Annotated in this window: 20 protein-coding genes and 1 pseudogene; 7 read left to right on the forward strand and 14 right to left on the reverse strand. The window is 65.0% G+C overall.

The annotated features are described in order from the left end of the window. Positions 1-3: 3 nt before the first annotated feature. Complete coding sequence (locus tag HAP54_RS45465; RefSeq protein ID WP_166297896.1) at positions 4-1323, forward strand: dicarboxylate/amino acid:cation symporter; 1320 nt, start codon at positions 4-6, stop codon at positions 1321-1323. Between the two features lie 52 nt (positions 1324-1375). Here the strand turns inward: HAP54_RS45465 and HAP54_RS45470 are convergent, their stop codons facing one another. After that, complete coding sequence (locus HAP54_RS45470; RefSeq protein WP_224496676.1) at positions 1376-1687, reverse strand: hypothetical protein; 312 nt, start codon at positions 1685-1687, stop codon at positions 1376-1378. A 582-nt stretch (positions 1688-2269) separates the two neighbouring features. Between HAP54_RS45470 and HAP54_RS45475 the strand changes: the two genes are divergently transcribed. Both HAP54_RS45475 and HAP54_RS45480 read left to right on the forward strand, forming a co-directional pair. After that, positions 2270-2665 (forward strand): helix-turn-helix domain-containing protein, encoded by a 396-nt coding sequence (locus HAP54_RS45475; RefSeq protein WP_094194089.1) that lies wholly within the window; start codon positions 2270-2272, stop codon positions 2663-2665. A 518-nt stretch (positions 2666-3183) separates the two neighbouring features. Then, entirely contained in the window at positions 3184-3561 is a 378-nt protein-coding gene (locus HAP54_RS45480) for a hypothetical protein (protein WP_224741511.1), read from the forward strand. Positions 3562-3679: 118 nt separating this feature from the next. On the opposite strand, the gene HAP54_RS45485 is transcribed toward HAP54_RS45480, so the two are convergent. The 8 genes from HAP54_RS45485 to HAP54_RS45520 form a co-directional block, all read right to left on the reverse strand. Beyond that, the gene (locus HAP54_RS45485) at positions 3680-4762 is read right to left on the reverse strand and encodes an isocitrate/isopropylmalate dehydrogenase family protein (RefSeq protein WP_166297898.1); all 1083 of its coding nucleotides are present in this window, start codon (positions 4760-4762) and stop codon (positions 3680-3682) included. Positions 4763-4873: 111 nt separating this feature from the next. Then, a complete protein-coding gene (locus HAP54_RS45490; protein WP_029078158.1) occupies positions 4874-5944 on the reverse strand; it encodes an alcohol dehydrogenase in 1071 nt (356 codons plus the stop codon). An 84-nt stretch (positions 5945-6028) separates the two neighbouring features. Beyond that, entirely contained in the window at positions 6029-6997 is a 969-nt protein-coding gene (locus HAP54_RS45495; protein ID WP_166297899.1) for an ABC transporter ATP-binding protein, read from the reverse strand. Beyond that, complete coding sequence (locus HAP54_RS45500; protein WP_166297900.1) at positions 6994-7980, reverse strand: ABC transporter ATP-binding protein; 987 nt, start codon at positions 7978-7980, stop codon at positions 6994-6996. The genes HAP54_RS45495 and HAP54_RS45500 overlap by 4 nt, the downstream gene beginning before the upstream one ends. After that, entirely contained in the window at positions 7977-8846 is an 870-nt protein-coding gene (locus HAP54_RS45505) for an ABC transporter permease (RefSeq protein WP_166297901.1), read from the reverse strand. Before HAP54_RS45505 ends, HAP54_RS45500 begins: the two co-directional genes overlap by 4 nt. Then, complete coding sequence (locus HAP54_RS45510) at positions 8833-9783, reverse strand: ABC transporter permease (RefSeq protein WP_166297902.1); 951 nt, start codon at positions 9781-9783, stop codon at positions 8833-8835. The genes HAP54_RS45505 and HAP54_RS45510 overlap by 14 nt, the downstream gene beginning before the upstream one ends. Positions 9784-9789: 6 nt before the next feature. Beyond that, positions 9790-11331 carry an ABC transporter substrate-binding protein gene (locus HAP54_RS45515; RefSeq protein WP_166297903.1) on the reverse strand — a complete coding sequence of 514 codons (1542 nt, stop codon included), beginning with the start codon at positions 11329-11331 and terminating at the stop codon, positions 9790-9792. A gap of 236 nt (positions 11332-11567) precedes the next feature. Next, complete coding sequence (locus HAP54_RS45520) at positions 11568-12743, reverse strand: CaiB/BaiF CoA transferase family protein (protein ID WP_175619324.1); 1176 nt, start codon at positions 12741-12743, stop codon at positions 11568-11570. 211 nt (positions 12744-12954) lie between these two features. Here HAP54_RS45520 and glgA point away from each other — a divergent pair, with 211 nt between their 5' ends. Beyond that, positions 12955-14373, forward strand: a complete 1419-nt coding sequence (glgA, locus tag HAP54_RS45525) for a glycogen synthase GlgA (RefSeq protein ID WP_166297904.1) — start codon at positions 12955-12957, stop codon at positions 14371-14373. A gap of 181 nt (positions 14374-14554) precedes the next feature. Continuing rightward, positions 14555-15613: a class I SAM-dependent methyltransferase gene (locus HAP54_RS45530; protein WP_166297905.1), complete on the forward strand. Its 1059-nt coding sequence runs from the start codon at positions 14555-14557 to the stop codon at positions 15611-15613. A gap of 108 nt (positions 15614-15721) precedes the next feature. Here HAP54_RS45530 and HAP54_RS45535 read toward each other — a convergent pair whose 3' ends face one another. The 5 genes from HAP54_RS45535 to HAP54_RS45555 all read right to left on the reverse strand — a co-directional run bounded on the left by HAP54_RS45535 (position 15722) and on the right by HAP54_RS45555 (position 23512). Then, positions 15722-17350, reverse strand: a complete 1629-nt coding sequence (locus tag HAP54_RS45535) for a L,D-transpeptidase (protein ID WP_166297906.1) — start codon at positions 17348-17350, stop codon at positions 15722-15724. 225 nt (positions 17351-17575) lie between these two features. After that, complete coding sequence (locus tag HAP54_RS45540) at positions 17576-18814, reverse strand: MFS transporter (RefSeq protein WP_166297907.1); 1239 nt, start codon at positions 18812-18814, stop codon at positions 17576-17578. Between the two features lie 88 nt (positions 18815-18902). After that, positions 18903-19415, reverse strand: a complete 513-nt coding sequence (locus HAP54_RS45545; protein WP_224741510.1) for a PRC-barrel domain-containing protein — start codon at positions 19413-19415, stop codon at positions 18903-18905. A 48-nt stretch (positions 19416-19463) separates the two neighbouring features. Beyond that, positions 19464-21665: an amylo-alpha-1,6-glucosidase gene (locus tag HAP54_RS45550; RefSeq protein WP_166297908.1), complete on the reverse strand. Its 2202-nt coding sequence runs from the start codon at positions 21663-21665 to the stop codon at positions 19464-19466. An 83-nt stretch (positions 21666-21748) separates the two neighbouring features. Next, positions 21749-23512 carry an ABC transporter ATP-binding protein gene (locus tag HAP54_RS45555; RefSeq protein WP_166297909.1) on the reverse strand — a complete coding sequence of 588 codons (1764 nt, stop codon included), beginning with the start codon at positions 23510-23512 and terminating at the stop codon, positions 21749-21751. Positions 23513-23830: 318 nt separating this feature from the next. Between HAP54_RS45555 and HAP54_RS45560 the strand changes: the two genes are divergently transcribed. Then, a complete protein-coding gene (locus tag HAP54_RS45560; protein ID WP_166297910.1) occupies positions 23831-24898 on the forward strand; it encodes a glycosyltransferase family 4 protein in 1068 nt (355 codons plus the stop codon). Between the two features lie 496 nt (positions 24899-25394). Then, positions 25395-26392, forward strand: a pseudogene (locus HAP54_RS45565) (ABC transporter substrate-binding protein). Positions 26393-26408 lie beyond the last annotated feature (16 nt).

The following is a 26408-nucleotide window of genomic DNA, read 5'->3' on the forward strand; positions in this document are numbered from 1 at the left end:
TTCATGTCGACCATCGCAGCGGAAGCCAGTGTGGCACGAAAGCCGCTTTACACGTCACTGTTCGTGCAGGTGCTCGTCGCGCTGTTGCTCGGCATCATCATCGGCATGGCCGCGCCCGATTTCGCGATCGGGTTGAAGATCTTCAGCGATGCCTTCCTGAAGCTGATCTCGATGATCGTGGCGCCGATCGTGTTCTGCGTGGTGGTGCACGGCATCGCGGGCGCCGGCGACCTCAAGAAGGTCGGCCGCGTCGGCGTCAAGGCGCTGGTCTATTTCGAGGTGATGACGACGGTCGCGCTGGTGGTCGGGTTGATCCTGGCCTACCTGTTCGGGCCCGGTCACGGCATGAACATCGACACCTCGACGCTGGATCCCAAGGCGCTCGGCAACTATGCCAGTAACGCGCAGAAGCTGAAGGGCGAAGGCGTCGGCAGCTTCCTGCTCAACATCATCCCGACCACCTCGTTCGACGCGCTGTCGCGCAACGACGTGCTGCAGGTCCTGTTCTTCGCCATCATCTTCGGCGTCAGCCTGGCGCTGGTCGGCGGCGAGAAGGGCGAGAAGATCTCCTCTCTCATCGACGCGGTCTCGACCGTGCTGTTCCGCGCCATGGGCCTGATCGTGCGCATCGCGCCGATCGGCGTGCTTGGCGCCGTCGCCTACACGGTCGGCAAATACGGCGTCGGCTCGCTGAAGCAGCTGCTGTCGCTGGTGGCGCTGTTCTACGTCTCGGTCGCGATCTTCGTGCTCGGCGTGCTCGGCGGCGTGATGGCGCTCGCCGGGATCAACATCCTCAAATTCCTCGGCTACCTGCGCGAGGAGCTGACGATCGTGGTCGCCACCGCATCCTCCGACGCGGTGCTGCCGCAGATCATGCGCAAACTGGAGCGCCTCGGCGTCAAGGACTCTGTGGTCGGCCTCGTGATCCCGACCGGCTATTCCTTCAACCTCGATGCGTTCTCGATCTATCTGACGCTTGCGGTGGTGTTCATCGCGCAGGCGACCAACACGCCGCTGTCGTTCGGCGACCTGCTGCTGGTGCTCGGCGTGTCGCTGATCACCTCGAAGGGCGCGCATGGCGTGCCGGGCTCGGCGATTGTTATCCTGGCGGCGACGCTCAATGCGGTGCCGAGCATCCCGGCGATCGGCCTCGTGCTGGTGCTCTCGGTCGACTGGTTCATCGGCATGGCGCGCGCGGTCGGCAATTTGATCGGCAACTGCGTCGCCACCGTCGTGGTCGCGGCATGGGAAGGTGACCTCGACCGTGACAAGGCCCGTCGCGTGCTTGAAGGCGCAGAGGCAGTCGACGTCACCGCCGGCTGAAGCGGCACGGCACAGGACCGGCAGCGTCCCGCGCGTGGCGCGGGGCGCTGACCTATTTGACCAGCCTCAGATACGGCGGCAACTGCCGGGTCGCCGGTTCCGGCGCCGGCCCGTCCGACGCGATCATGTCACACAGGGCCTTCAACTCGGAATCGGTCACCTTGTGGAGCTCCATCCGGAGTTCGAGGATGGCAAGGGACAAAAGCCGCGCCGTCTCCGTATTGGTCCGGTCGGTCAGGAAGGCCTGACACTCTTCCAGGGTTGCGAGCAGCGCCAGCAACCGTTCTTCCGTATTTGCGACCGGCATATCTTCCACTCCCGAAGCCGCGAGGTAGAGTCGAGGCGTTCCCCTCTTCCGCTTCATTGGCCTCTCCCGCCAGAGTTCGCCGGCTTGTCGTAGGCGCACATTGGTTCCCGATGATCGAGAACTTTCAGGCAATTGTCCAGCAACATTCCGAAAGCCCGACTTGGACTTAGGTCAAACTTTTCGCCTAGCGGGCCGCTCCGTCAAGCAACCGCCGACGCGTCTGCGCGACCTCAGGATGCACCAGCTGGGGTTGCATCCACGCAAAGACGCCCGTACAATATAGTTGCCCGTAGAACTACGGGCGCAGTGCACGGCCGCCCGGTAAGCATGCGTGCAAAATCTGTGGCGATCAAACTCGCGCTAGTTGTGGTTTGGTCAATATTTTGCCAAATGTAGAGGGCGGGGTGTCGAGAGACACCTAGGCGCGGTCGACTTCAGGTAGTTGGCTGTGTCGGTAAGGGTGCTTCCAATACGCATGCTTCCAACAAGGATGTGCGTTTGGATACCATCCCGCGATCTTCTTGGATTTTCGTGGTTCACGACGAACTGACGATCCACTCGAGCTTAACGCGGTACATCATGAACGTGTCCCTGACCCAGCCGGGCCAGGGATTCCCGATTGAAGGACGGGTCACAAGAATGAACAGATCAGCAGCAAAGAAGATGAAGCAGCGCAGTGCCGGCAAGCCGGACATCGAGTTGGGCAAGCGGATCCGCCTGCGCCGTGTCGAGCAGAAGATCTCGCAGGCTGAACTCGGCGACAAGCTCGGCGTCAGCTTCCAGCAGGTCCAGAAGTACGAGAAGGGCGTCAACCGCGTCGGCGCCGCCCGTCTTCAGCAGATCGCGAGCGCGCTGGACGTGCCGGTCACCTTCTTCTACGACGGCGACAACAAGGCCCGCGAAGTCGAGAGCCTGCTGTTCCTCGACAGCGCGTTCAGCCTCCGGTTGCTGCGCGCCTACAGCAAGATCAAGGATCAGACCGTACAGCGCCAGCTGGTGTCGCTGATGGAATCGATCGCCGCCAACGAAGACTGAGCCGCGGGTCGGGTCGCGACGCCGCGAACGCGATCCACCACGCCGCATCGGCCGGTTGCCGGTCACCGCGGCCGCCATACGCCGGTCGGGCCGGGAAATGACAAAGCGCTGCCATCGGCGATGGCGGCGCTTTTTCTTTTGCCGAGGCCGTCACTCAAGGATTTGTGATCGAGGCGAGCTTCTTCAGTCCCGCGTCCGAATGCGCGGTCATGGAGCGAGGCAAGCATGGCGTCATGATCTCGCAACTCGACTTGAGCACGGTCTTCGTGCACACCGTTGCGTATCAGCGCAGGCCTTTCCAGCTCACGCTTTGACTGCACATCTCATGCGGCACATGCACGAGGGACGCGCCGCCATTCTGTCGCGCGGCCAATTGCCGCCCGAACATAGCGCGACCTCACAACTCCCGCATTCCCTGCGTTGAACCGGCGTCCCTTAGAACCAAGTGCAGCGTCTTTTTTGTCGCAGCAACGAAGTGGCCGCATGGACGTTTTCAGGCTTCAACCAAGGAGATCTCGATGAATATCAAGCTTGCTGTTATTGGACTGGCCGCGCTCGGAAGCGCAGCGCTGATGTCGGGTGCGGCGTCAGCGATGCCGAACGGGCTGCCGCAGGCCGGCCACATCGCAGGCGAAACGTCCAATATCGACAAGGTCCGCCAGGTCTGCGATCGCTGGGGCCGCTGCACCTGGCAGCCGGGCGGTTACGGCTACTACGGACCGCGCCATCACGGATGGCATCATCGTCCGCACTACCACCATCGCCACCATCATCACGGGCCGCGGCATCATGGCGGCCATCACGGCGGCGGACACCATGGCGGCGGGCATCACGGCGGACACCGCGCTGATCATCAACGAGGGGGCTCCGGCCCCCTCACCCTCCCGTCATCCTGAGGAGCCGCGAAGCGGCGTCTCGAAGGATCGACGGCCACCAGCCGGGCCGTGCATCCTTCGAGGCTCGCAAGAGCTCGCACCTCAGGATGACGGGTTGGGGATTGAGCGCGCCAGCGCGCTAAAGCGCCGCCAGCACTGCCTTCGCCACATCGGCCGTGCCATTGCTGCCGCCGAACTCGAACGGCTTGATGCCGTCGGCATAGACCTTGTCGACCGCGCGCTCGATCCGCTCTCCGGCTTCGGCAGCGCCTTCGAGACCGTGCTTGTCGGCGAGCCAGTCCAGCATCATCGCGGCCGAGAGGATCATCGCGGTCGGGTTGGCCTTGCCCTGCCCCATGATGTCGGGCGCCGTGCCATGGCAAGGCTGAAACACCGCGTAGCGATCGCCGATGTCGGCCGACGGCGCCATGCCCATGCCGCCGATCAGGCCGGCGGTGAGATCGGACAGGATGTCGCCGAACATGTTCTCGGTCACCATGACGTCGAAGTCCCAGGGACGCTTCACCAGCGCGGCGGCAGTCGCGTCGATGTAGAGGTGATCTGCCCTGACGTCGGGATGACGCTTCGCCGTCTCGTCGAAGATGTTGCGGAAGAACGCGAACGCCTTGAACACGTTTGCCTTGTCGACGCAGGTCAGCCCACCACCGACGCGGCCGCGCGCCTTGCGGCGTTCGGCAAGCCTGAACGAGAACTCGAACAGCCGCTCGGAGGTGCGGCGCGTGATTAGCATCGTCTCGCGCGCCTCGCTGTCGGTGACGACGCCCTTACCCATGGAAGCGAACAGGCCCTCGGTGGATTCCCTGATCACGACGAGGTCGATGCCCTTCTGATCGGCGCCGACGATCGTGCTCGGCACGCCCGGGATCAGCCGGGCGGGCCGCACGCCGGCATAGAGATCGAAGATCATGCGCAGTTCGATCTGCGGCGCGATCTCGGTGTTGTCGGGGTAGCGCACCGACGGCAGGCCGCAGGCCCCGAGCAGGATCGCATCGGCCTCCTCGCACAGCCGGATCGTGCTCTCCGGCATCGACTTGCCGGTTTCCTTGTAATGACCGGCGCCGGCCGGCGCATCGGTGAAGCGGAATTTGAGGCCGGCCGACGCCTCGATGCTGCGCAGCACCTCGAGCGCCGGCGCCATCACTTCGGGGCCGATGCCGTCGCCACCGAGAACTGCGATGTGAAGGGCGTCGTTGGCGGACATGGGGATCTCCTGAACACAATCGTCATTCCGGGGTGATGCGCAGCATCGAACCCGGAATCTCGAGATTCCGGGTCTGGTGCTGCGCACCATCCCGGAATGACGGCAGAGAGATTACGGCGTCAGCACCGCGCGGCCGACGAGCTGGCCCTTCTGCAGATTGGTCAGCGCCTCGTTCGCCTTCGCCAGCGGCATCGGCGTGACCGGGATCGCCGGAATCTTCTTGGTCCGGACCAGATCGAGCAACTCCTGCGTCTCGCGCAGATTGCCGACATAGCTGCCCTGGATGGTGACCGCCTTGATCGGGATCAGCGGCAGTGCCCAGGTCGCGCCGCCGCCGAACAGGCCGACGATCACGAGCTTGCCGCCCTTGGTCAGGCAGTCGAAGCCGAGCTGCGAGGTCTGGGCGTTGCCGACCAGATCGATCGCGGCACGGATCGGCTGGCCCGCCTTCTTGACGAGTTGCTCCAGCGCGTCGGGCGCCTTGCCGTCGACGGTGGCGAGCGCGCCGGCGGCCTCGGCCGCCTCGCGCTTCCTGGCGTCGATATCGACCACGATCGCGCCCTTGCCGCCCATCGCCTTCAACAGCGAGAGCGCCATCAGGCCAAGACCGCCGGCGCCGAAAATCACGATCGGCGTATCGAGGTCCTTTTCGACCTTCTTCAGCGCGCTGTAGGTCGTGACGCCGGAGCAGGCGTAAGGCGCCGCCGTGACCGGATCGAGTCCGTTGAGGTTGAGCAGATATTTCGGATGCGGCACCGTCATGTGGTCGGCGTAGCCGCCGTCGCAGTAGACGCCGAGCGCATTCGGCTTGATCGCGCACATGTTCTCGTCGCCACCGAGGCAGGTCGGGCATTTGCCGCAGCCGAGCCAGGGATATGCCAGCGCGACATCGCCGAGCTTGAGACCGCCCTTGTCGGCATCCTTGACGTCGGGACCGAAGGCGACGATTTCGCCGACTGTCTCGTGGCCCATCGTGCGCGGCAGCGAGACGCCGCGATCCTTCAGCGACAGCGGTTTGCGGCCATGGCCGAGATCATAGCCGCCTTCCCAGATATGCAGGTCGCTGTGGCAGACACCGGCGGCCTTGACCTTGATCAGCACCTGCGTGCCCGACGGCTGCGGCGTCGGCTGATCGACCTCTTTCAATGGGGCGTTGAAATCGACGACCTGGAAACTCTTCATCGCTGCTCTCCCGAAGCTTGTTCTTGCGGCGGACCTTGCCACGCCTGCCCGCCGGGGACAAACGCGGTGTTGGTCTCCCCATATTTAGATCAAGGGATGATGGCAAGCCGCGAACTGGCCGGGCGCAACCGTGCGCAGTTCCGGCACCTCGCTGGCGCAGCGCGCATCGGCCCGCGGGCAGCGGGTGCGGAAGCGACAGCCGGACGGCGGCGCGATCGGCGACGGCGGCTCGCCGACCGGCACGCTCTGGGTCGGGCGGACATCCGGATCGGGCACCGGGATCGCTTCGATGAGCAGCGCGGTATAGGGATGCGCCGGCTGTGCAAAAAGCTGCTCCGACGGGCCGACTTCGCAGAGCCGGCCGAGATACATCACCGCGACGCGATCGCTGACCGCCTTCACCACCGCGAGGTCGTGGGCGATGAACAGCAGGGTCAGGCCGTAGCGCGCCTTCATCTCCTCCAGCAGATTGAGGATCTGCGCGCGGATCGAGACGTCGAGCGCGGACACCGGCTCGTCGCAGATCACGAATTCCGGATTGAGCACCAGCGAGCGGGCAATGCAGATGCGCTGGCACTGTCCGCCGGAGAATTCATGCGGCAGGCGTCCGCTCACCAGCACCGGATCGAGGCCGACCGCCGACAGCACCTCGTTGACGCGGCGCCCTCGTTCCTCGGGATCCTTGACGCCCGCGATCACCAGCGGCTCGGCGACGATATCGCCGATCCGGCGCCGCGGATTGAGGGAAGCGATCGGATCCTGAAAGATCAGCTGCACGCGCCGGCGCATCATGCGCAGCGCCTCGCCGCGCAGGGCGGTGAGATCGTGGCCGTCGAACAGCACCTTGCCCGAAACGGCCTGGCGCAATTGGAGCACGGCGCGGCCGAGCGTGGACTTGCCGCAGCCGGATTCGCCGACCAGCCCCAGCGTCTCGCCACGGGCGATTTCGAGGCTGACGTCGGACACGGCATGGATGGTCTTGCCCCCTACCGAATACTCGACGACGAGGTTTTCCACCTTCATCAGCGGATCGGATGCGGCCTGCTGCATCATACGCCGACCCCCGCCGCGATCGGATGGAAGCAGGCATAGAGATGGTCTGATGTCTCCGCCGCGCAGAGCGGCGGCTTCTCCGTGCCGCAGCGCCCGGCGGAATAGCGGCAGCGCGGCGAGAACGAGCAGCCCTTGAGCGGCCGGGTCGGATCGGGCGGTCGCCCCGAAATCGCCGGCAGCGGCGTATGTGGCGGGACGTCGAGCTTCGGCAGCGCGGCGAGCAGCGCCTCGGTGTAGGGCATCCGCATCTGCTTGAACAATGCCGGCGTCGGCGCGCGCTCGACAACGCGCCCGGCATACATCACCGCGACCTCGTCGGTGCGGCCGGCGACCACGCCGAGGTCATGCGTGATGATGATCATCGCCATATGACGGCGCTGCTGCTCGCGTGCCAGCAGGTCGAGGATCTGCGCCTGGATCGTGACGTCGAGCGCGGTGGTCGGCTCGTCGGCGATCAGGAGTTTTGGTTCGCAGGACAGCGCAACTGCGATCGCCACACGCTGGCGCATGCCGCCGGAGAGCTGATGCGGATATTGCGTCAGGCGTTGTTCGGGCGCGGGAATGCCGACGGCTGCGAGGAGCTCGACGCTGCGCTGCCTAGCCTCGGCAAAATTGAGCTCGAGATGTTCCACAATGGTCTCGATCAGCTGGGTGCCGATGGTCAGCACCGGATTGAGCGAGGTCATGGGATCCTGGAACACCACTGCGAGCGAGCGGCCGCGCAGCTTGCGCAGTTTCTCCGGCGGCAGTCTTGTCAGGTCCTGCCCGTCGAACATCACCCGGCCCGACAATTTCGCCTTCTTGGGCAGCAGTTGCAGGACAGCGCGCGACAGCATGGTCTTGCCGCAACCGGACTCGCCGACAATGCCGAGCGTCCTGCCCGCACCGACGGCGAGATCGACGTGATCGACCGCCCGCAGATTGCCGCGCGGCGTCGGCAGGTCGACCACCGCGTTCTCGACCGAAAGCAGCGTGCCGCTCATAGCGCACCCTGCCTGGGGTCGGTCAGCGCGCGAATAGTGTCGCCGATCAGGTTGAAGGAGAGCACGGTCAGGAACATCGCAATCGCCGGAATGAAGGCGAGCCGCGGCGCCACGTCGAGGCTTTCACGGCCCTCCCCGATCATGCTGCCCCAGCTCGAGATCGGCGGCGGCACGCCGAGGCCGAGGAAGGACAGCGCGCCCTCGACCACGATGGTGACGGCGACGCCGAGCAGGAAGAAGGCGAGCAGCGGCAGCAGCACATTCGGCAACAATTCGCGTAGCAGGATGCGCGCATGCGAGGCGCCGAGCGCCTCCGCCGCGATGACGAATTCGCGCCGCGCCAGCGTCAGGGTCGATGCCCGCGCCACCCGCATGAAGGCGGGAATGCCGAGCACGCCGAGGATGCAGGTCAGGTTGAAGATCGACTGGCCGAGATAGGCGGTCACCGCCAGCGCCAGGATCAGCGGCGGGAACGCCAGCAGCACGTCCATGCTGCCGACCACGATGGATTCGAAACGGCCTCGGAAATAGCCGGCGAGCATGCCGAGCGCGCCACCGATGGTGACCCCGATCACCGGCGCGCAAAGGCCGACAATCAGCGAGATCCGCGCGCCATGGATCAGCCGCGACAACTCGTCCCGACCGAGGCCGTCGGTGCCGAGCCAATGCTCGGCGGAAAACGGCGCCCGCCGCTCCAGCATGTCCATGTCGGTCGGGCTCGGCAGCGGCAACAAATCGGCAAGGATCGCGACCGCGAACACCAGCACCATCCAGCCGATCGCACACCAGAACAGCGTGCCGACCCGGCGCCTGCGCCGTGCCGGGGCCGCGGTGGTCTCGTCGAGGCTGAGCTCAAGCGTGGCCATGGCGGATCCTCGGGTCGAGCACGGCGTAGAGCAGGTCGACGATGAAGTTCATGATCACGAAGCCCGCGGCGACCAGCAGCACCACGCCCTGCAGGATGATGAGGTCGCGGGTATAGATCGCGCCGACCAGGAGACGGCCGATCCCGGGCAAGGCGAAGATGGTCTCGACGATCACCGCGCCGCCGATCAGGCGGCCGATATTGATGCCGGTGATGGTGACGAGCGTCAGCGACGACGGCTTCAGCGCATGCACGAACAGGATACGCGACGGCTTCAGGCCTTTCGCCTTGGCGAGCGCGATATAATCCTCCTGCAGCGCTGCGATCATGTCGGAGCGCAGCACGCGCATGATGCCCGGCCACTCCGCAAGCGCGAGCGTCAGCGCCGGCAGCACCATGAAGCGCAGATTGGCGAGCGGATCCTCGCCGAGCGGCACATAGCCGGTCGCCGGTAGCCAGCGCAGCTCGACGGCAAACAGATAGATCAGCAGGATCGCGGACAGGAAGGTCGGCACCGACAGCATGCCGAAAGCCGAGCCGGTCATCGGCCGGTCGAAGGCACTGCCGGCCTTGGCCGCGCAGGCGATCGCGAGCGGCACACCGATTGCTAGCCCGATCAGTTCGGCTAGGATCATCAGCTCGAATGAGACCGGCAGACGCTCGCTGACCGCCTGCAACACGGTCTGCCCGGTGCGGAACGAACGCCCGAAATCACCTTGCAGGATATGCCAAAGCCAGCCGAGATAGCGCAGCCAGATCGGCTGATCGAGTCCCATGTCGTGACGCAGGGCCGCGACGTTCTCAGGCGTCGCCTGGTCGCCGAGGATCACGTAAGCGAGATCGCCCGGCAACAGCGACGCAATCACGAAGGTCAGTACCGAGACCGCGATCAGCACCGGCACCAGGTAAAGGAGCCTTCGCGCGACGAAGAACAGCATGAAGCGCTATTCCTTCCAGGCCTCGGAAACGTCGAGCACGCCGTTGAACATCTTCGGTACGCCCTTCACCTTCGCGCTCGAGATCGAGTAGTAGGTGTTCTGGAAGGTCCAGAACCAGATCGCCTCCTTGTTGATCAGACGGCTGATCGCGCAATAGTCCTCGGTGCGCTGGGCGACGTCGGCCGTGGTTCGCGCATGGTCCAGCAGCCGATCCAGCTCCGGATTGGAGTAGTTCGCGAGCGCCACCGGGCTGCCGGTGCGGAAATTGGCATACATCTGCGGATCGGGATCGGCGAGATCGACGATGCGCCACGGCGTCAGCTGGAACTGGCGCATGAAGGCCCGCGGCACGATGGTCGCCTGGTCGACCTGCTCGATCTCCATGTTGGCGCCGACCCGCTTCCAGAGCTGCTGCAGCACCTGACCGACGGTGCGGCCGCGCGGCGTCGCCGACACGATCATCTTGAATTCGACCGGCTTGCCGTAGTCCGTAATCAACGCCTTGGCCTTCGCGGCGTCTTCCGGCAGCGCGCCGTCGTCCTTGCACTTGACCCAGGAGCCATCGCCATAGGGATTGCTGGCTGGCCGGGCGAGACCGTTGGTGATCGCCTGCGATATCTTCTTGCGGTCGAGCGACATCACCAGCGCCTGGCGCACGCGGACGTCGTCGAACGGCGGCGTCTTGGTATTGAACGCGTAGACCTGTGCGCCGGAGCCCGCATAGGAATTCACGAACAGGCTCGGATCCTTTTGCGCCTTGATGATATTGTCAGCGTCGTACTCGTCGTCCCAGATAATATCGGCCTCGCCGGATTGCAGCGAAGCAAAGCGCGATTGCGCGTCAGGCAGCGGCTTCAGGATGATGCGGTCGAGATAAGGCTTGCCCTTGTTCCAGTAGTCCGGGTTCCTTTCCAGCACCATACGGTCGCCGGCGGTCCAGGATTTCAGGATGTAGGGACCGGTGCCGACCGGATTGCGGTTGTAGTCGTCACCCTTGGTCTTCCATGCGGTCGGCGACTGCATGACGTTGTTGGAGCTTTGAATGGTCTGCGTCGCCGGGAAGTTCACCGCCGGGTCGGTGAAATTGTAGACCACCGTCAGGTCGTCGACCGTGTTCACGCTGATGATGTTCGTGATGTAGAACGCGCAGCGGCATTTGTTGGCGGGGTCCTTCTGGCGGTCGAAATTCTCCTTCACCGCCTGCGCATTGAACGGCGTGCCGTCATGGAATTTGACGCCGGGACGCAGCTTGATGGTCCAGGTCTTGAAGTCCTCGGAATGTTCCCACGATACGGCAAGCTTCGGCTGCACCTCGCCCTTGGCGTCGAGCGAGGTCAGCGTGTCGAAGATCGCGGCTGCTGCGGTGTTGGCCGATGTGTCGTAGACGCCGACCTTGAGCGGATCGAAGCCTGGAATGTCCAGCTCCTGGCCGACGGAGAGCGTGCCGCTCTGCTTCTGCGCGCTGGCGGGCACAGCGAACGCTGCTGCAGCTAATCCCGCCACAAGAAATATGCGCGCAACGGCGTGCGCGCGCCCGGCCAGATTCATCGATGCTCCCTCCCAGGTGGGCGACGTCCGGTGTTCCGGATCGTCGTGTGTTGGGCGGCAGCTTGTCCGGAATCGCCGCGCGCGACAAGACCGTAATACGGATGAAAAGCCGCAGGGAGATCACGATGCGATCACGCAAGACCGCATCATGATCTCATTGACTTGTTTGAGCATGACCTTTCGGAAAACCGGTATCCACTTTGCGCTAACGCGGCCCTCCGGGTCCGGATCATGCTCTAACTGCGCGCGGCTTTTGCCGGTTGCGCTGCGAAGCCCGCGATCTGATCGTCGGAGAGGCCGATCTCCTTCAAATAAGACAGCGTGTGCTCACCGAGCGTCGACATCCGCTTGGCCGCGCCGACCGTCGCGCCCGACATGCGGAACGGCAGGTTGAGCACCTTGAAGGCGCCACCGCCGTCCTCGACCTCGGCCAGCGCGCCGCGATGGGCGATTTGCGGATCGGCGAGCGCTTCGCGCACGGTGCGATAGGCCGACGACGGCACGCCATATTCATTGAGCGCGGCGAGGCAGGCCTGCGTGCTCACCGCGCGCGACCACGCTTCGACGCCCTCCATCAGGCCTGCCCAGTTCTCCCGCCGATCGGAATATCTGGCGAAGCGCGGATCGGAGACCCATTCGGGATGGCCGATCACCTGCATCAGGTTCTGGAACGTCTTCTCGCTGGCGATCGCCACCATCACATAGCCGTCGGTGGTTTCGATCGGGCCGAACATCGGGCGCTGCGTTTGCTTCACCTCGAATTGTGACCACTGCAACTCGTTCAGGGTCAGGCTCAGCATCGATTCCAGCATCGAGACGTCGATATGCTGGCCCTTGCCGCTGGCGCTGCGCTGATACAGCGCCGCCGAGATCGCACCGAAGGCATAGACGCCGGTGAGCACATCGGCGTGATAGATGCCACAATAGTCCGGCCGGCTGCGGCCCGGCTGATAGGCGAGATGCGCCATCTCATAACCCGAAGCCGCATGGATCACCGGCGCGTAGGCCGGCAATTCCGCCGACGGGCCGGTCTGGCCGTAGCCGGAGATCGAGCAGTAGATCAGCTTCGGGTTGATGTCCCTGATCGAGGCATGGTCGAGCTTCAGCCGCCGCATCACGCCGGGGCGGAAATTCTCCACCAGCACGTCTGCGGTCGCGATCAGCCGGCGCACGGCTTCGACGCCGGAGGGCGACTTCAGGTCGAGCACAAGACTGTTCTTGCCGACGTTGAGCTGGCCGAACGCCGTCGAGCAATTGTTGCGCAGCGGCGGCCGCGTTCGCATCGTCTCGCCCTCGGCGGACTCGATCTTGATCACCACCGCGCCCATGTCGGCGAGCATCCGCGTGCAATGAGGTCCGGCGATCGTGGTCGAAAAATCCAGCACGCGCAGGCCGTCGAAGCTTCGTGTCAAATTCCCCTCATCGTCAGCAGCTATTGTCGTGGCCAAGGCTTCCTCCACCGCATGGTTCTCATTGTTCGGCGCCGCGCGACCCTAAAGTGAGCCGCCCTGACAGGAAAGCGTCTCGTCCAGACCGGACCCGCGGGCCGTCTTGCATTTTACTCAAAGGCAGATTGGACCCGATCTTGCATAGCCCTGTCACGGGCTGGAACGAGGGCGCTTGTTGAAGGTCTTATTCGTCACGACCGAGATGGACGATTTCGTCCGCGTGGGCGGGCTTGCCGCCGTTTCCGCTGCACTTCCCCGGGCGCTCCGCCCATGGAGCGACGTCAGGATCATGCTTCCCGGCTACCGGGACGTGGTCGAGCAATTCACTCACATTGAAATCGTTGGACAATGCCCTGCGCTTGCCGAGATGCCCGCCTGCACGCTCGGGCGCGCATCGACCAAGGACGGCATGCCGGTCTACGTGCTGCTATGCCCGCAACTGTACGACCGGCCGGGCAATCCCTACGGCGCTGAGTCCGGCCGCGACTGGCCGGACAACGACATCCGGTTCGGCCGCTTTGCCTCCGCCGCTGCCGAACTTGCAGCCGGAACGCTGGACAAGAATTGGGCAGCCGACCTCGTTCACGCCAACGACTGGCAGGCCGCGCTCACACCGGCCTACCTCGCATGGCGTCAGCTGCGGATTCCGTCGATCCTGACCATCCACAATCTCGCCTATCAGGGCCTGTTTCCGAAGCGGCGGATCGGCGCACCGGAGGCTTCCTTCCACATCGACGGGCTGGAGTTCTACGACCAGTTGTCCTTCCTCAAGGGCGGTCTCGTCTACGCCTCGCATTTGACCACCGTCAGCGCGACCTATGCGAAGGAGATCACGACCGCGGAGCTCGGCTGCGGGCTGGAGGGCGTGCTGCGCGTCCGCTCCGACGCCGACCAGCTGACCGGCATCCTGAACGGCATCGACGAGAGCTGGGACCCGCGTCATTGCGCGCAGCTGGCGCAGCCGTTCGGCGCCGGCGACTGGAAGGGCAAGCAGGCCAACGCCGATTATGTCCGCCGGCAGTTCGGGCTTGCGGTCTCACGCGGGCCGATCTTCGGCCTGGTTGCGCGGCTCGTGCATCAGAAGGGCGTCGACCTCGTGCTGTCGGCCGCCGATCAGATCATCGGGGATGGCGGCCAGATCGTGGTCACCGGCAGTGGCGAGCCCGCCCTCGAGGACGCGCTGGTCGCCGCACACCGGCGCCGGCCGGACGCGATCGGCGTCATCATCGGCTTCAACGACGCGCAGGCGCGCCGGATCTTCGCCGGCAGCGATTTCACCCTGATGCCGTCGCGCTTTGAGCCCTGCGGTCTCAGCCAGATGTATGCGCAGCGCTTCGGCTCGCAGCCGATCGGCCACCAGACCGGCGGCCTTGCCGAAACCATCGCCGACGGCGAGACCGGCTTCCTGTTCCCGCAGCCGTCGGCGGAATCCTTCCTCGGCGGGGTCAGGCGCGCCTTCGACGCCTATCGAGCCAAGGACCGCCTCAACGCCATGCGCTCCAGCGCGATGGCCAAGTCCTATAGCTGGGACCTGTCGGCCGCCTGCTACAGCGCGCTGTACAAGAGGCTGGTCATGCTGCGGGCGGCGGCGTAGGCCGCCCGCTTCGCAAGCCTGTGACATCGAGCCCATCTGGGATCCCAGCAGCCCAGTAACAATCGCTTCATTGCAGCGAACCTTTCATGCGATCGCGTCGCCCCATGGCTGTACGACGACGCATGCGTGAAATTGCGAATGATGGACTTTTGGCCAAACGCGATTGCGATGGAGGAACATCATGGACGTCAACGAGGAGCGCCTTAATTCATTCATGGGAAAGATGATCGGCGATGTCGGCGCGGCGATGAACGCCTCGCTGATGCTGCTGGGAGACAAGCTCGGACTCTACAAGGCTCTTGCGCAGCAAGGACCAATGAATGCCGCGGCGCTGGCCAAGGCAACCGGAACGGCCGAGCGCTACGTTCAGGAATGGCTCTCGGCGCAAGCCGCCTCCGGCTACATCGAATACGACAAGGCGTCCGGAAAATTCTCGATGCTGCCCGAGCAGGCGCTCGCGCTCGCCGACGAGGAGAGCCCGGTGTTCCTCGGTGCCGTCGGAAGCCTGGTCGGCGCGACCTTCCTCGACGAGCCGAAAATTACCGACGCGTTCAAGACCGGCAAGGGCGTCGGCTGGAACAAGCGCAGCGAGTGCCTGTTCTGCGGCACCGCCCGCTTCTTCCGCACCAGCTACAAGCACTATCTGGTCCAGGAATGGCTGCCGGCGCTCGAGGGCGTCGTCGACAAGCTGAAGAAAGGTGCCGTCGTCGCCGACGTCGGCTGCGGCCACGGCGTCTCGACGCGGTTGATGGCGGAGGCGTTTCCGAAGTCCACCTTCTACGGCTTCGACTATCACGACGGCTCGATCCAGGCGGCGCTGATGTCGGCGAAGGAGGCGGGATTGTCGGACCGCGTCCATTTCGAAACGCATTCCGCGAAGACATTCCCGGCCAAGGGGTATGACCTGGTCTGCTTCTTCGACTGCCTGCACGACATGGGTGATCCGGTCGGCGCCCTCAAGCACACCCGCTCCACCCTCGCCAATAACGGCACGTGCCTGTTGATCGAGCCGTTCGCCAACGACCGGCTGGAGGACAACCTCAATCCGATCGGGCGGGTCTACTATGCCGCCTCGACGATGATCTGCACCCCCGCCTCGCTGGACCAGGAGGTCGGGCTTGCGCTCGGCGCACAGGCCGGAGAGGCAAGACTGCGCGAGGTGGCGCGCCAGGGCGGCTTCTCCCGCTTCCGCCGCGCGGCGGAAACGCCGTTCAATTTGATCCTGGAAGCTCGCCCGTAACGCGGAGGCTACCGGACTGCGCAGTTGGACGGCGGCATCACGCCGCCGTCCCATGCACACAGGGTTAGTCGGATTCCTCGGCTGGCGTCCTACGCCGTCGGCGCCCTGCTACCAGTCCTGTTGCGATTGCCAGTAGGGCTGGCCGCCGCGCCGGCGCGGATTGGCGGCTTGAGGATTGCCATAAATCTGAGGATTGCCGTACTGCGGATTGCTGTATTGGCGGCTGCCGTACTGGGGCACGCCGTATTGGGTGCCGGATTGGGGATTCCAGCTGCGCTGATAGAAGAAGCCGAAACCGTCCTCGTTGCTCGCAACCATGTCGTCGGGCATCATGGGCCGGGTGGGCTTGCGCGTGATGAAACCGCCCTGCGGCTGGTTGCTCAGCACGGCGACGAATTCGGTGCGGTAGTTGGTCTCGCTGCTCAGCGGCTCGTCCGAGATGATGATCGAAGACCGCGGCACCACGGTCGGCGCGATGCGATCCAGCACGTCCTGCGGGATGGTGACGCGGTCGAGCGCATCCTTGGCGTTGTCGCCCTCGTCGATCGTCACCTCGGTCCAGCGCAGGCCGGTGTCGTTACGCGCCATCGCCGTGAAGATATGCGTGCCGATCGGCCTGTCCGGATCGCGGATCGTGACGGGAACCTCGATGCTTGAATCGAACACCTCGCCGCCATCAGCCCACGGCTTGTGGGTGTTGCGGCGGACGTAGAGCTTCTGCGTCGCGCGGCTGATGTAGACCGAGACCGGCTCGAGTGCGAGCTTCGCCTCGGTCGCCGCCTTCGCGGTGTCGGCCTTCTTGGTCTCGGCCGCCTTGGCGGCGTCCTTTGCGGCTGCCGCGGCGTCGAGCTTCGGCTTGGCGTCGCCCTGGGCCGCTTCGAACTGCGTGGTCGCTTCCGCGGCCCTGGCGGCGGCCTTCTGTTTCAGATCCTCGGCGCGCGCCCGGGTCTGATCGGTCTTGGCATTGGCGAGCGTCTTGTCGGCGAACGCAAGTTCGGCATCGGCACGAGTCTTGGCCTTTTCCAGTTTGCGCAGTGACGCAGGCGTGAACAGTGCAGCTTCCTTTGTCGCGGCTGTGGAGGCCTTCTTCGCCTCGTCGGCCGCCTTCGCGGCATCCGCGGCCTCGCGAGCAAGCGTCTGGGCGCGCGCCGGAGCAGCCGCGATGGCTTGCGCGTTCGGCACGAACAGCGCCGGGTGGGTGAAATCGACCGGCGCCGGATCGTTCGGCGCGATGATCACCCGCATCCCGATCCGCGTCTTGTCGAACAGCTTCTCGGCGAAGTCGTAGGGCATCCGCACGCAGCCATGCGAGGCCGCATAGCCCGGCAGCGGCCCGCCATGCAGCGCGACGCCGTTCCAGGTGATGCGCTGCATGTTCGGCATCCAGGCATCGTCATAGAGGGTCGAGTGGTGGTCCTTGTCCTTTTCAAGAAGCGCAAAGACACCGGCCGGCGTCTCGCGTCCCTTGACGCCGCTCGACACCGGCGCGCGATAGATCCAGCCGTCGGCGTCGTAGAAGGTGACCTTCTGGGCCTTGATCGACACGATCGCCATGATCGGCTCGCCCGCGGTGCGTGGCGCCGTCGCCTCGACGGTCGGCTCGGGACGCTGCTGCTTCGCGGCGGCGCCGCCGGTCAGTGCCGCAAATGTGACCATCGCCGCGAAGGTCACAAAGGCGGGATGCCCCCAACGCCGCATCGCTCCGGTGGTCTGCGCCGTCGTCGTTCGATTTACCATGCCATTCCTCGGTCGAAATGCCTGCTCGCGCTGCGTCGATCCGTACCAGATCGCGATTTTGGATTGATTAATCCGGCGGAGCATCGGCGCGTTCCAGCAGCAAATCACTCATATATGACGGCGCACGCAGGAGGAAGGGTGCGGCGCGGTCAAAACCGGCCCACCGCCGCGGATATCCCTGGTCTGGAAGGCAGCGGCCCATGGCGCCGCGGCAGTGCCTCGCCGTCATGCCGTCCGCCGCGTCTCCGGCATCACCAGCCAGATCACGAACAGCCCGAACCCGGCAACGCCGGCCAGGCCCATGAAGGCCGTGCTGCTGCCGAGCTTGTCGCTGACATAGCCGGCCAGCACCGTGCTGAGCGAGGCCCCGATGCCGACCGCGGTGCCGACAATGCCCTGCGCCAGGTTGAAATGGCCGCTGCCGAACGCGACGTCGGCCACGATCAGCGGCACCATCACGCTGAAGATCGCCGCAGTGATGCCGTCGAAAATCTGCACCGCAACCAGCAGATAGGGATCGCGCACCGTCGCGAACAGCAGGCCGCGGATCACCAGCGAGGCGAACGCGATCAGGAGCAGCGGCCGGCGGCCCCAGGCCTGAGCCTTGCGGCCGACCGAGGGCGAGCACAACGCGACAATCGCCTGCGGCACAATGATGCAGGCGGCGATCAGGACCGGCGCCCATTGGCTCGACCGCGTCGTGACCACGCCCGCCATCAGCGGCAGCATCGCGGCATTGGCGAGCTGGAACAGCATCATCGCGCCGGCAAAGATCAGCAGCGACCGCTGCCGCACCAGGCCGACGACGCTGGTGGCGCGCTTGTCCGGAACCTCGCGCTTCACCTCACCATGGGCCTGCGCGATGTCGATCTCGCGCTCGCGGATCCGCACCAGCGACAACAATGTCGGGATCACCAGGATGAAGGTCACGAGGAACACCGAGCGGCTCGACAGGAAGTAGCCGCAGGCGCCCATCAGCGCCGCGGCCGAGCCGCTGCCGAGCGAGGCGAAGCGTGCGTTGCGGCCGAGCCGCTCGCCGATCGCAAGCGGTCCGACCAGCCCGAGGCTGATCGCGGCGATCGCCGGACCGAGCACGCAGCTTGCGAGCGCGTGCAATGTCGCGGCGAGCGTCACCACGGGAAAGATCGGCCACAGCGCGTAGGCCAGCGCGCTGGCGCCGATCCCGGCCACCGCACAGCCGGCCACCACCCGCTCCGAGCGTGCCGCATCGACGATCGCCCCACCGGGCATCTGGCCAAGCAGGCCGATGATACCGCCGATCGAAAGTACGAAGCCGATCTCGACCTGGGTCCATTTCTGCGTCGTCAGATAGACCGCGATGAACGGGCCGAAGCCGGTCTGCACGTCGGCCAGAAAGAAGATGAACCAGTCGAGCCCGCGCTGGCTTTCGCGCGACGGCGTGCGCGATTCCTCGGGACTGGGCTGATCGGGGACACGCGGCACAATTTTGGTGCCGCCGGCTGATCGCTCGCCACGACCGTCGCCAACCGTCTCGAAGGAAGAGTTCGGACGCGCGACCAGCTCGAGCCCCCTAATGTTCGTAATCCCATGGATGGAGACTGCCGGCCGCGCCCAGCACGATCAGCGGCGTGTCTTCCTTGTATTCCGGCGCAGCGCTCACCTGCTGCTTGTTCAGGTCCAGCGTGATACTGTCGCTCTTGCTGGAAACGCCGGCGAAACGCAGGGCGTTCCAGTCGACCACGATCTTGCGGCTGCCGACGCCGAGGAACCCGCCGAAATCGATCACGGCGGCGCGGACCTTGCCGTCGCGATCGACGATGACGTCGACGATGCGGCCCATGTCCTCATTGGCGGAGCTGCGCACATCGCGCCCGAGAATGCCGTGCGCATCGCGCGCGCCGATCACGGTGACCGACGGCGGCGGCGAAGGCTCCTTCGACGGCTCTTTGGCCTGCTCCTTCGGTACCACAGGAGCCGCTGGCGGCGTCTGGGCTGCCGGCGGCGTCTCATCGTCGGCGGCGCGGACACCAGCGAATGTCAGCAGCGCGGCTGCGACCAGCATGAGCATGAACCTCGGACCCATGTACCTCTCCCCGCGATTTCCTGGCGCGCGCGTGCCGTGTGACGACGCTCAATGCGTCAGCACGATCGACACCTGGATCTGGCCGCGCGTGCGCAACACTTCGAGTGACACTTCGTCGCCGTGGCGGCGCAGCCTCAAATCGACGCTGGACGCACCGAGCCTGAGGTCGCGCAACACCACGTCGTTGAGGAATTCCGGCAGCCGCGGATCGCGCAGGCGGATCTCGCCGCGCGTGGTATCGAATTCGAGGCCCAGCGCCGCCTCCAGCAGCGTGAACGGCGTCGCGCTCGCCCAGGCCTGCGGCGCGCAAGCCACCGGATAAAGCACCGGGCCGCGCCGGCGCTCGCGGCGGAAGCCGCAGAACAGCTCCGGCAGCCGCCGCAGCTCCATATAGCTCGCGGCGTCGAACAGGCCCTTGAACAGATGCGCGACCGAATGCTTGAGGCCGTATCGGGCCAATCCGAGCGCGATCAGCGCATTGTCATGCGGCCAGATCGAACCGTCGTGATAGGACATCGGGTTGTAGCGCGCTTCGCCCGCGGCAACGGTGCGGATGCCCCAGCCCGAGAAGAATTTCTGGCTCATCAGGTCGGCAGCGACCCGTCGCGCGCGGTCCTCGCGCACCATGCCGGAAAACAAGGTTTGTCCGGCATTGGACGTGCGCACCTTGCATTGCCGCTTGGCGCCGTCGAGCGCAAGCGCATAGGTACCGAGCTCCTCGCACCAGAACGCCGCCTCAAACCGCTCGCGCAGCCGCTCGGCCTCGGCTTCCAGCTTTGCGGCCTTTTCGGCAAAGCCAAGCTTGCGCGCCGCACGGGCGGCAAGCTGCTTGCCCGCGAACACATAGGCCTGCACTTCGCACAGCGCGATCTTGCCTTCGGCAAGCGTTCCGTCGGCATGGAAGATGGCGTCGAAGGAATCCTTCCAGCCTTGGTTCCGAAGGCCATCGTCGGTCGCGCGCTGGTACTCGACGAAACCGTCGCGGTCGGGATCGCCCGGGCCGTCGATCCATTGCAAGCCGGCCTCGACTGCCGGCCACAGCTCGCGCAGCGTCTCCACATCGCCAGTGCGCTCCAGGTAGAGCCCGGCGAGCAGCACGAACAGCGGGGTCGAATCGACGCTGCCGTAATAATGCGCGAACGGCACCTCACGAAGCGCGGCCATCTCGCCGCCGCGCATCTCGTGCAGGATCTTGCCCGGCGCAGCATCGGCCAGCGGATCGACCGTCTTGGCCTGAAACAGCGCGAGCCGCTTCAGCACGCCCTTGGCGATCCGAGGATCGAGCCACAGCATCTGCAGCGCGGTGATCAGTCCGTCACGGCCGAATGTCGTCGAATACCAGGGAATGCCGGCATACGGGTAACGGCCCTGCGGGGTCTCCGTCATCAGCATGTTGAGGTCGGCCATCGCCTGGCAAAGCACCTCGTTGAAGATGTTGTTCGAGGTCTCGATGCTGGCCGCACCGGCCGTTGAATTCCGCATCTCGCGGCGGTGCGCCAGGAGCCCGCGGAAGAACGGCACCGGCTTCTGCATGATCGGCTTGTTGCAGGAGACCGCGACGAACAGCGAGGTGACGTGCCCGGGTTCGAGCTCGAAATGATAGGTCGCCGCATTGACCGACAGCCGCGTCGGCCGCGGATCGAAATGCAGTGCGGTGATCCGCGACTGCTCGTCGAGCCCGCAATATTCCAGCACGACGTCGGTCGGCCCCAATAGCTTGCTCGAGCCGATGCCACGCCTCGGCCGGCGCTCGCCACGCACCTCGAACAGATCGGCGAAATCATTGTCGAACAACAGGGTGAGATCGAAGCTCGCGGTATGATCGCCGTGGTTCTGCAGGCCGATGCGCTGATAGAACGTGCCGCGCCACAGGAAGATCGAGCGGACGATGTGCAGCGTGTCTTTCTGCAGCGTCAGGCGGTCGTCGCGATAGACGTCGGAATTGGTGAGGTCGACCGTCAGCGCCGAATTGTCGTCGCGCATGTTGGAGCCGAGCAGAAGCGGCTGCACGTCCTCCAGCACCATTTCCAGCCGCGCGAGGTAGCGCGTGTCGGCGTTGAACAGGCCGTCCGGCCCGCCGGCCGATGCGCCGATATCGCCATGGCTGTCGAGCACGATGAAGGTGTCGTCATGCTTGAGCGAGCGCCGCGGCCGCGCCGCGGGCCCGGTCATCGGAATGTAGAACGGCGATTCGGCGACGTGCTCAGTGATGCGAGCAGTGATGATCTGCGTAACGACGTCAGCTGCCATCTGAACCTCTGGCGACTTCTATTGCCGTTTTCCTGACTCGAACGAACGCACCGGAACGCAAGAACAGGCCTGATGACGCGGGGTCAGGCCGCGCTGGTGGACAGGCGGCCCATTTCGCGCGCGACCAGGTCGCGGTAGGGGCCCCTTCCCTTCACGAGGATATCGGGCGGACCATCCTCGACGATGCGGCCGCCCTGCAGCACGAGCACGCGGTCGAAGCTGCGCAGCGTCGCGAGACGGTGCGCGATCGCCACCACCGTACGCCCGCGCATCAGCCGCGACAACGCCTCGCGGATCGCCTCCTCGGAATCCGCATCGAGCGCCGCGGTGGCTTCGTCGAGCAGCAGGATCGGCGCGTCCTTCAGGAAGGCGCGCGCGATCGCGATCCGCTGGCGCTGGCCGCCGGAGACCTTGACGCCGCGATCGCCGACGATGGTGTTCATGCCCTCGGGCAGGGTTTCGATGAAATCGCAGCGCGCCGCGATCGCCGCCCGCAGCACCTCGTCGTCGGTGGCATCGGGCCGGCCGTAGCGGATGTTCTCCAGAATCGAACGGTGGAACAGGGAGATGTCCTGCGGCACCACCGAGATCGCCGCGCGCAGGCTCTGCTGGGTGACGCGCGAGATGTCCTGGCCGTCGACCGTGATGTTGCCCTGCTCGACGTCGTAGAAGCGCTGCAGAAGGGTAAACAATGTTGACTTGCCACCACCGGACTGGCCGACCAGGCCGACGCGCTGGCCGGGCTGGATGCGCAGGCTGAAGCGATCGAACACCTGAAGTCCGCCGGGATAGCGGAACCCGACATTGTTGAAGGCGATCGCCGCGCCGCTCTTCACCAGCGCTTCGGCTTCCGGATGGTCCTTCAGCTCGTGCGGCTGCAGCAGCGTCGCCAGCGCCTCGGTGAGCCGGGCGACATGCTGGGTGACGTCGACCAGCGCAACGGCGAGATCGCGGGTGGCGCTGAGGATCGAGATGCCGAGCGTGCAGACCAGCACGACGTCGCCGGTGGTCGCCGCGCCCTGCTGCCAGAGCGAGAGGGCCCAGGCCAGCATCGCGATCGTCAGGACCACGGTCACGCCGGCGTGAAAAAGGCGAAGCTTCTCAAGGTAGCGCAGGGAACGGCCGCGCGCGACGAGTTCCCGATTGACGGTCGCGTCGAAGCGGTCGTGCTCGTAGCCGAGGCCGCAGAACGCGCGCACCAGCGGCAAATTGTTGATGACATCGACCATTTCGCCGTCGACGGCCGCGGCTCTGTTGGCGAAATCGTCATGCAGCGGCCGGCCGGCGGCCGCCAAGCGGAACATGATCGCCACCATGGTTCCTGCGATCAGGATCAGCACCGCTGACATTGTCACGCTGACGGTTCCAACCAGGGTGATGGCCGCGAAGGTCGCGATGCAAGGCGGCAACACGTTCCATACGAACATGTTCTCGACCGTGAACACCGCGTTCGACGTCGCCGTGATCCGGCTGGTCAGCATGCCCGGCAGCCGATCCGTGAAATAGCTCGGCGCGTGGCCGGTGAGATGGCGGAACATGTCGCGGCGAAGATCGCCGGTGACGCTGACAAAGGTGTAACTCGCGGTCCAGCTCGCGATCCGCCACATGAAGTTGTCGGCGGCGATCAGCGACATGAGCAGAGCGAATGCCAGCCATACGCCATTCGCGGCCGACGGCCCCGCCGACAAGGCGTCGACCAGGTTCTTGACGCCGTATTGCGTGCCTACCGAGCAGGCAACCGCCGCGACGACCGCCGACAGAATGACGACATGCGACGGGAGCCTTCGGCGCAGATAGCGCAGCACGAAGGGAAAGGGGCGATGCGCATAGCCTGACAGATGGTCCATGACGTCCTGCAAAACCTGTTGAGGGTGAACGAGAAATTTTTAGTCGAAACTCTCGTGCACGATGACGTGAAGAGCAGCGGCGGGGTTCCTTGATGCAGCCATCACTGCGCAACAATTTTGCAACGCTGGCGTCGGCAAAAACGTGTTGGAGCGTGATGGCATCAGCAAGACCACAGTGTGATGGAAGAAAGAAGCGGGAATTCACACACTCATAAGGAACCTCGCACGTGCGAGAACGTTCCCGTCTTCGGCATGTCAGTGCCATCACAGGGCTGAGGGGTCTGGTTTATCCCACACTACAAAACAGGAGACGGAGAAATGCGCATCGCGCAGGTTGCCCCGCTGACGGAGGCTGTTCCCCCCAAGCTCTACGGCGGCACCGAACGGGTCGTGCACTGGCTGACCGAAGAACTTGTAACGCTTGGACATGACGTGACGTTGTTTGCCAGTGGGGATTCACAAACCTCCGCGAAGCTCGATGCGACCTGGCCGAAGGCACTGCGCCTCGACGGCTCCGTCCGCGATCCCAACGCGCTGCACATGGTGATGCTGGAACGCGTGCGGCAGAAAGCCGACGACGACGAGTTCGACTTCCTGCATTTCCATCTCGACTATTATCCGTGGTCGCTGTTCTCGCGGCAGCCGACGCCGTTTGTGACCACGCTGCACGGCCGGCTCGACCTGCCGGAGCACCAGCCCGTCTTCAACACCTTCTCCAAGATCCCGGTGATCTCGATCTCCAACGCGCAGCGGCGACCGGTGCCGCAGGCGCATTGGGTGCGCACCATCCATCACGGCCTGCCGGAGAATTTGCTGACGCCGCAACCGATCAAGCCATCCTATCTCGCCGTGCTCGGGCGCATCGCGCCGGAGAAAGGCGTCGATCGCGCGATCAAGATCGCGACCCGCTGCGGCATTCCGCTGAAGATCGCAGCCAAGGTCGATCGTGCCGACCAGGAATATTACGACGAGTTGATCAAGCCTTTGATCACGAGCAATCCGCTGGTCGAGTTCATCGGCGAGATCAGCGATCGCGAGAAACCGGATTTTCTCAGCGGCGCGATCGGGCTCCTGGTTCCGATCGACTGGCCGGAACCGTTCGGCCTCGTGATGATCGAAGCCATGGCCTGCGGCACGCCGGTCATCGCCTATAACCGCGGCTCGGTGCCCGAGATCATCGAGGATGGCCTGACCGGCTTCATCGTCGAGGACGAGATCAGCGCGATCTCCTCCGTCGGCCGCCTTGCGACGCTCAATCGCGACGCGATCCGCAAGCAGTTCGAGACCCGCTTCACCGCGCGCCGGATGGCGCTGGACTATCTCGCCGCCTATCGCGGCCTGATGGAAGCCAAGCCGCGCTTCAAGCTGGTGTCGAGCGCGGAGTAGGAGTTGCAGCGGCCGATCGAATGATCCGGCGGGCCGGCCGGCACTACCGCGCCGGTCCGTCGGGTCATTCGATTGTCAATAATACCGCCGTAACCGGCGACAACTCCCGCGCAGCGAAGCCATCCACATGCGCGCGCCGCGCGGTTGCTGCGACGCACCAGTCGTGACAGCTTTCCCCATGCGTTTGGCCGATATCGCCTTTGCGATTGCCGAATTACGTGCTCTTATGCTTCCTGCTTGAGCAAAAAATAATAAGCGAGCGGACGGGACAACCGTGCCGCGGTCGCGCAGGGGGAACGCCATGACAGGGGACCGCAAGCCGTCGGCCATTAATAATGCCGCGGCGGCCAAAGCCTCGCAGAACAAGCTGAACCGCCGCAAATTCCTGGTCAAAACCGGCGGCGTGCTCGCTGCCGGCGCGTTCGGCGCCGTTCCACTGCGGGGCTGGGCCGCCGATCCGATCAATATCGGGGCGCTCTATCCGACCACCGGCAGCATGGCGCAGATCGGCACTGGCTGCGTCGCCGCGGCCAAACTCGCGGTCGACATGGTCAACGAGGCCGGCGGCATCAAGTCGCTCGGCGGCGCCAAGCTCAACCTGATCGTCTCCGACGTGCAGAGCGACACCACGGTGACGCGCACCGAGACCGACCGCCTGATATCAGGCAACAAGCTGTCGGCGATCCATGGCTGCTACGCCAGCGCGCTGACCTTGATCGCGAGCGAGGTCTGCGAGCGCGCCAAGGTTCCGATCATATCAGGATCGAGCTCCGACCAGCTCAACAAGGGCCGCACCTACACCTTCACGAGCAGGCCAAGGTCGCCGTCATCTTCGAGAACACCGCGTTCGGCACCTCGACCTCGAACGGGCTGAAGGAACTGGCGCCGGGCGAAGGCGTCGAGATCGTGATGTTCGAGCCCTACTCGGCCGGCTTAACCGATGCGAGCCCGCTGATCAACAAGGTCAAGGCCTCCGGCGCCAACACGCTGTTCTCGCTGTCCTATCTCAACGACCTCATCCTGATCGTCCGCACCGTGAAGCAGGTCGGGCTCAACATCGCGATCAATGGCGGCTCCGGCGGCTTCGTGATGCCGGACTTCTACAAGAATGTCGGCAAGGCAGCCGAAGGCCTGCAGGGCGTCGCGCACTGGAACCACGACGTCAACGACGACGCGCAAAAGGTCAACGCCGAATTCAAGAAGCGCACCGGCGAGTTCGCCTTCGAATATGCCGGCGGCCTCGTCGCGCAGACCTTCATGCTGGCCGACGCGCTGGAGCGCGCCGCCTCCGCCGATCCCAAGAAGGTGCGCGAGGCGCTCTCGACGCTCGACGTCTCCTCGGGCTTTGCCGCGATGGCGCCGGGCGGCAAGGTGAAGTTCGGCCCCGACGGCAAGAACGTCTATGGCCGTCCAGTCGGCGTGCAGTGGCAGAACGCCGACCTCGCCAGCATCTTCCCCAAGGAAGACGCCCGCGCCCCGCTGATCAAGACCTGAGCCGCGGTCGTATCGC

This window comes from Bradyrhizobium sp. 2S1 (genome assembly GCF_011516625.5).
Taxonomy (GTDB): domain Bacteria; phylum Pseudomonadota; class Alphaproteobacteria; order Rhizobiales; family Xanthobacteraceae; genus Bradyrhizobium; species Bradyrhizobium septentrionale.